Annotated in this window: 6 protein-coding genes; 2 read left to right on the top strand and 4 right to left on the bottom strand. The window is 69.7% G+C overall.

Going from position 1 to position 6285, the window contains the following annotated elements:
- A partial coding sequence (locus VFX14_05365) for an ABC transporter permease (GenBank protein HEU5189099.1) occupies positions 1–891 on the top strand: 891 nt, incomplete at its 5' end.
- A gap of 18 nt (positions 892–909) precedes the next feature.
- Here VFX14_05365 and VFX14_05360 read toward each other — a convergent pair.
- From VFX14_05360 to VFX14_05350, 3 genes are read right to left on the bottom strand one after another with little or no spacing between them, the layout of a single operon-like run.
- On the bottom strand, positions 910–1824 hold the full coding sequence (locus tag VFX14_05360) for a TIGR03619 family F420-dependent LLM class oxidoreductase (protein ID HEU5189098.1): 915 nt from the start codon (positions 1822–1824) through the stop codon (positions 910–912).
- Positions 1821–2522 (bottom strand): SCO family protein, encoded by a 702-nt coding sequence (locus VFX14_05355; protein ID HEU5189097.1) that lies wholly within the window; start codon positions 2520–2522, stop codon positions 1821–1823. Before VFX14_05355 ends, VFX14_05360 begins: the two co-directional genes overlap by 4 nt.
- On the bottom strand, positions 2519–3853 hold the full coding sequence (locus VFX14_05350; GenBank protein HEU5189096.1) for a selenium-binding protein SBP56-related protein: 1335 nt from the start codon (positions 3851–3853) through the stop codon (positions 2519–2521). Before VFX14_05350 ends, VFX14_05355 begins: the two co-directional genes overlap by 4 nt.
- 289 nt (positions 3854–4142) lie before the next feature.
- Between VFX14_05350 and VFX14_05345 the strand changes: the two genes are divergently transcribed.
- Positions 4143–5219, top strand: a complete 1077-nt coding sequence (locus VFX14_05345) for a FecR domain-containing protein (protein ID HEU5189095.1) — start codon at positions 4143–4145, stop codon at positions 5217–5219.
- A gap of 18 nt (positions 5220–5237) precedes the next feature.
- Here the strand turns inward: VFX14_05345 and VFX14_05340 are convergent.
- Positions 5238–6285: adenylate/guanylate cyclase domain-containing protein (locus tag VFX14_05340; GenBank protein HEU5189094.1), on the bottom strand; the 1048-nt coding region annotated here is incomplete at its 5' end.

The raw sequence follows: 6285 nt of genomic DNA, 5'->3' as shown, positions 1-6285 counted from the left end.
GCGGTGGCAGCGGTCTGGCCGGCGGCGCCGCCCCGCTCGGAGTCGCCGTTCGTGGAGGGGATGCGCCGGCTCTATCGAAGCGCCACCGCCCTGGTGGGCCTGGCTATCGTCGCCGCCCTGCTCGTCGTGGCGCTCCTCGCCGACGTGCTGGCCCCCCAGAGCCCGATCACCAGCGACCAGACGCAGACGTTCGCCCGGCCGAGCTGGGACCATCCGTTGGGTACGGATCAGCTCGGGCGAGACATGCTGAGCCGGGTGATCCACGGCACGCGGATCTCGCTGATGGTCGGTGTGTCGTCGGTGGTGCTCGCGCTGTTCGTGGGAGTGCCGCTGGGGATGATCGCGGGCTACTACGGCGGCCGCGTCGACCTGCTCGTCATGCGGGTGATGGACCTGATCCTCGCCTTCCCGATCTACCTCCTGGCCGTCATTCTGATGGTCATGTTCACCCCCACCGCCGGGCTCATCGGCATCGTGAAGGTCACCGGCGCCATCGCCATCGTCCGCATCCCGATCTACGCGCGCCTGGTGCGGGGCAGTGTGCTGTCGGTGCGCGAGAAGGAGTACATCGAGGCCTGCCGGGCCCTCGGCGTGCGCGACGGGTGGATTCTCTTCCGCCACGTGCTGCCCAATTGCCTGGCCCCGATCATCGTGACCACCACGCTGGGGATTGCCACCTCGATCATCGTGGAGGCCACGCTGTCGTTCCTCGGCCTCGGCACCCAGCCGCCCACCCCGAGCTGGGGCTGGGACCTCAAGGCGAACGTGGCGTTCATCCAGGACAACGCCTGGCTCTCACTCTTCCCCGGGCTCGCCATCTTCGTCACCGTGCTCGGCTTCAACCTTTTCGGCGACGGACTCCGGGACGCGCTGGATCCACGGCTGAAATAGCGCGGGCGCGGGGGGCGGTCAGCGGGGCGCGAGCTGCTCCATGACGGCCAGCGCCCGGTCGATGGGCTGATCGGCGAGGGTGAAATTGCCTTCGAGGAAGAGCTCGGTGAGGCCGGCCTCCGCGTAGCGGCGGATGTCCTCGCGGATTTCATCGAGCGTCCCCCAGAGGGCGCGGCGGGTCGGCCCCTGCGGCGCGTCGTGGATCCGGAAGGAGCCGCGGCAGACCACGTGGAGGCTCGCCGGGTCGCGGCCCGCCTTCTCGGCGGCGGCGCGGATCCGCGCGATGAGGGGGCCGACGTCGGCCAGCGGCATGTTGCCGCCGTTGAACCCGTCGCCCAGGTTCACCGCGCGCTGGACCACCACGTCGCTGTAGCCCCCGACGGTGATGGGCGGGTGCGGCTTCTGTCGCGGCTTGGGCAGCACCTTCGCCCGCGGCACGTGGTAGAAGTCGCCATGGAATTCCACCTCGTCCTGGGTCCAGATCGCCTTGAGGCAGCGGAGGAACTCGTCGCCGCGCTTGCCGCGCTGCTTGAACGGCACGCCGGAGGCGTCGAACTCGTCCTCGGACCACCCGAGCCCGAGCCCCACGTCGAGCCGTCCGCCTGACACCTGATCGAGGGTGGCGAGCTGCTTGGCGAGGAGGATGGGCGAGTAGTACGGCATGATCAGCACACTGGTGCCGAGTCGGATCCGCCGGGTCTGCCCGGCCACGAAGGCGAGCGACACGATCGGATCCGCAACCGACTCGAACATCTTCGGCCACGGCTGCCCGGGCATCGGCGGATAGTCGCCCTTGGGGCGGGTCGCGTAGAGGAGCCGCTGCAGCACCCAGAGGCCGGAGTAGCCGAGGGCCTCCGCGTGTTGGGCCACCCGCACCTGATTCTCGGGCGTCGCCCACGCCCCCGCCACGTTGAGCGCCCAGCCGAGCTTCATTCGAGCCTCAGGGTCTCTATGTCGTTCAGGAGCACGTCGGGAAAGAGATACGACGTCGTGTAGATCTCGCGCACGACCCCGCGCGGATCGATGAGGAAGACTTTGAGCACGTGCCCGAGCCGCGGCGCCTTCGTCCCGTGCGGGCCCGGCTCGAGTCGCACGTCCTGGCCGAAACCGTCGAGCAGGGGCATCAGCTCCCGTGTGGAGGCGGTGGTGAGGAAGGCCCACTCCACGCCGGGACTCTTGTCGGCGAGCACGCCGTTGGCATAGCGCCGCATCACCGCCGGCGTGTCGTGCGCGGGATCGAAGCTCAGCGTGACGAGGCGCACGCGCTCCCGCAGGTCGGGCGACTCGCGCAGCCGGTCGTACATCGTGTGAAGCACCTGATAGGCGAGGGGACAGCCGCGGGCGTCCGCGCAGCCCGTGTAGATGAACGAGAGCACGGTGATCTTGTCGCGTGTGAAGCGGGCGAGGGGCGCGCGCCGCCCCCGCGCGTCGAGCACGGGGCCATCCGGGGACGGCATGATCGCGTGCAGCTGATAGGTGCCGGGCGCCGGCGGCACGAAGTCCATCATTGCCGGCGGGTCCGGCGCTGCCGGCGGTTCGTGGGCCGCGGCGGCGCCCCCGCCCGCCGCCATCGCTCCCGCAAGCGCGAGCGCCCCCGCCGCCGCGGCGGCGAGGGCGCGGAGCGAGCTCACCGCGGTGACCCGACGCTCGCCGTGCGCGTCGCGGGATACGCGAGCTTCACGCCCTTGGCGCCGAACTTCATGTGGTGCGCGCGCCCGAGCTTCTCCTTGATGAAGTCGACCTCGAAGGCCGGCGTCAGCTCCTTGCCGTCCCACTTGAACGCGCGCACGAACTGCTCGTTGAAGTCGCCGGTCTTGTCCCAGTTCGCGAGGAGCGAGGAGGCGATGTACACGCGCTTACCGTCCCAGCTTTGTGAGATCATGTTGATCTGCTTGCCCGTGACTTTCTCGTACGTCTGCTTGGGCTGCTCGGGATTCGTGAGGTCGAAGTAGCGAGTGGTACCGTCCATGAACGTGTTGACCCAGAGCCCGCTGCCGTCGCGATTGATGCTGATGTCCACGGGAAGCGGGATCTTGGCGGGGTCGCCGATGGTCGCGACCTCCTTTGCGCCCCACTCGCCCGCCGAGTCCTGCTTGATCAGCCAGAGCTTGGAGGTGAGGGCGGCGGCGGTGACGGCCCAGTTGTCGCCGTCGCGGAGCGACCAGCGGATCTCGAGCGGCGCGCCCGGGACGGCCAGGACCTTGCGAGGCTGCAGGGCCTTGAGGTCCCACACCACCATGGTGTTGCCGAACTTCTTCATGGCCTCGGCGTCGCCCACGAGTTTGTCGAGCGGCCGCATGTAGTTGGCATGGCCGGTGAAGCTCGAGGAGAGCATCACGTTCTTCTGGGGGTTGATGGCGAGGTCGTAGCCGTAGCCGTCGCCACCCTTGTCGGTGGGCATGCTCACCACGTTGATGAGCTCACCGCGGTTCGAGTAGACCGCGAATCCGGTGACGCCGCCCTTGTCCTTGTTGTTCGAGAGACCCTGCACGAGCATGCGGCCGGGCATCGCGTAGTAGGTGTGCGGGCCCACGAAACCGGTCTTCGTGGCGAAGTCGTTGATGCGCTTCACGATCTTGGGCTTGGCGGGATCCGTGCCCACATCGAAGACCACGATCTTGCTGTCATCGAGGCCGCCGGCCCAGAGGAATCGCCGATCGTCGGTGAAGCCCATGTGATGCGCCTCGCCGCGGCCGCCTACCGAGACCTGGTGGATGACCTTGCCGTAGGTCGCGGATTTGGGATTGGCGTCGATCGTGACGAGCTTGTCGGATCCGTCGCCGAGCCCCGCAATGCCCAGCGTCCAGACGTAGACGTAGTCTTCCTGGCCCTTGATCAGGTTGCCCATGTAGGGCGAATTGCAGGTCTCGTCGGCGAGGGCGAGCGTGGGGGCGCCCGTCAGCGCGAGCGCGAGGGACAGCACAGCGAGGCCAATTGGAACGGAGAAGCGGCGTGAGCTCATGAATGCGACCTCCTTGTCGACGGATGCGGCTGCGTCGACGTACGAAGCGGTTCGCGGCGGACGGAGTATAGCAAACGGGTCGATCGGGCAGCTTGCCGCGGCGGCCGGCGTCCGGCGGGCATCATGCCTACTCGGGGACCCTTTTTGGCTACCCTTGGATCACACTGCAATCCAGAGACCAGGCGCAGGATGTCGTCGCACGAGATGAGATGATGTGGCGGACTCGCGGTGAGAGCAAGGGACCACGACGCTGGCACGGGCGATGCTGAATGAGGGTCGGGACCGGGGCATGAATGACCGGGCGGCGATGCGGCGAAGGATGCGGGCGGGCGCGCGCGCGGGCATCGGGTGCGCGCTCGTCCTGTCGCTCGGAGTCCTGCCCGCGGGTGCGATGTTGTGGGCGCCGGCGGCGACGCTGACCGTGCTCGCCGGCCGCGTCGAGCATGCCCGTGGCTCCGGCTCCGGCGGGCCCGCCTCCAGCGGAGCCGATCTCGCCGAAGGCGATCGGGTCGTCACCGGGGCCGATGGCCGGGCGCTGATCACCTTTCTTGACGGCACCACGGTAACGGTGGAGCCAGGCTCCCAGATCACCGTCCGCGAGCTCACCGCGGCGCCCCGCGAGTCGTCGCGTGTGCGGCTGTTGATCCTCGCCGGCACCCTGTGGGCGCGCGTGGGCGGCTGGCTCGGCGGCCGGGGCACGGTGACGCTCGAGTCCAACGCGTACTCCGCGACCGCGCGCGACGGCCTCATCGGCGCGCAGTCGCGCGGTGACGGCGCCTTCGTGAGCTGGACGCGCGCGGGCGAGGTGACCCTTCGCGATGCGCAGGGCGAGATCCGGCTGGTGCTGCAGCCCGGCGATAAGGGCACGCTCAGCCCGGCGGGCGGCGCGGTCCGGGAAAGCTTCGCGCCGAGCGCGAGCACCATCGAGATCACCGCCGAAGGACCGGTGTCGCCACTCCTGGTCATGCCGGACGGGGCGCGGGCGGCCGGCTTCGTGCCGCCCGATCTCGAGGTCAATCAGGTGTTCGGCTCGTTCACCGGCGTCCGCGAGGGGCGCCGCGTGATACAGGTGCCAGGGGGGCTCGTGGGGCCCTATCGCCTCGTGCTCGTGGCCACCGGCGACGGACCGTACACGGTGACGGTGACGGGTCGCGCCGGCGATCGGCTCGCGTACTCGAGCGAGCGAAGCGGGCGGGCGCGCGCGGGGATGCGCGAGGGCGCCGAGATCGTGCATCGGTTCGGCGAGTTCGAGCGGGCCGATCCGCGCACGGCGCGCGTGATCGACGGCTGGGTGGGGCCGTTCAGCAGACGGCTTGGCGAGGTGCCCTCGACGGTGGCGCTGCCCGAGGCTGCGCTGGTTCGATAACGTGCCTGACGTATCGGGTCACTTCACGCGGGCGACGAAGACACCGTCCCAGTCGGCGGGAGGCGGATCGGCGAGAAGCTCGCGGCTCCGGCGCCGATAGAGCTCGACGGGGCCGTCGCCCGGCGACTCCGCGGCGAGCTCGTCGAATCGCGCCGCCGCCTCACGCCATTGCCGGCGCCGGTACCAGGCGATGCCCTCGTGATAGCGGGTGAGGCGGGCGGCGGTGGCCGGGGTGAGGCTGCCGGCGGGGCCCAGCAACTCGTACACGGTGAGCGACGTGTCTCGGCCGACCACCGCCACCACGTCGAGGAAGCGGTACTCGAAGGCCGCGCCCGCCGCTGCGTGGGTGGCCTCGCCGACGAGGATCCGGACGCCGTACTCCTTGGAGAGGCCCTCCAGGCGCGCCGCCACATTCACGGCATCGCCCACCGCGGTGTACGCGAGGCGGGTGCGGGAGCCCATGTTCCCCACCACCATGGGGCCCGAGTTGATGCCCACCGCCATGTCGAGGTCGCGCCAGCCGCGCCGGGCGAACTCGGGTTGCAGGCCCTCCAACGCCGTGACCATCCCGAGCGCGGCCGCGCAAGCCCGCCGAGCGTGATCAGGCTGGTCCATGGGAGCGTTCCAGAACGCTTCGAGGGCATCGCCCGCGTACTGCGCGAGGACACCGTCCTCAGCGAACACCCGCTCCGTCATCTCGGTCCGGTAGAGGTTGAGGAGGGAGACGACGACCTCGGGCGCGAGCTCGTGGGCGAAGGTGGTGAAGCGTCGCAGATCGTTGAAGAGCACGGTCATCTCGCGCAGGTCGCCGCTCAGCCGCAGTCGATCGAAGTCCTCCAGCACCCACCGGCTGACCGCGGGCGAGAGATAGCGCGCCATCGCGTCCTGGAGCACGCGCTGCTCGGCCTCGTCGAAGACCACCCGGTAGCCTAGGGCGGCCCCGAAGGCCACGAGCAGGGCGGCGGGCGCGAAGACGAGGTCGAGGATCCGGCCCGTCTCGAACAGCAGGGCGGCAAGCGTGACGTAGAGCACGAGCAGTCCTAGCACTCCCGCGCTCGCGGCGAGC

The organism is Candidatus Methylomirabilota bacterium, from assembly GCA_035764725.1.
In the GTDB taxonomy this organism is placed as follows: Bacteria; Methylomirabilota; Methylomirabilia; order Rokubacteriales; family CSP1-6; genus DASRWT01.
This window is presented reverse-complemented; position numbering and strand designations above follow the sequence as displayed.

Coding starts and splice junctions, on each gene's coding strand:
- VFX14_05350 (HEU5189096.1), bottom strand. CDS start 3,853: ATGAGCTCACGCCGCTTCTCCGTTCCAATTGGCCTCGCTGTGCTGTCC.
- VFX14_05345 (HEU5189095.1), top strand. CDS start 4,143: ATGAATGACCGGGCGGCGATGCGGCGAAGGATGCGGGCGGGCGCGCGC.
- VFX14_05360 (HEU5189098.1), bottom strand. CDS start 1,824: ATGAAGCTCGGCTGGGCGCTCAACGTGGCGGGGGCGTGGGCGACGCCC.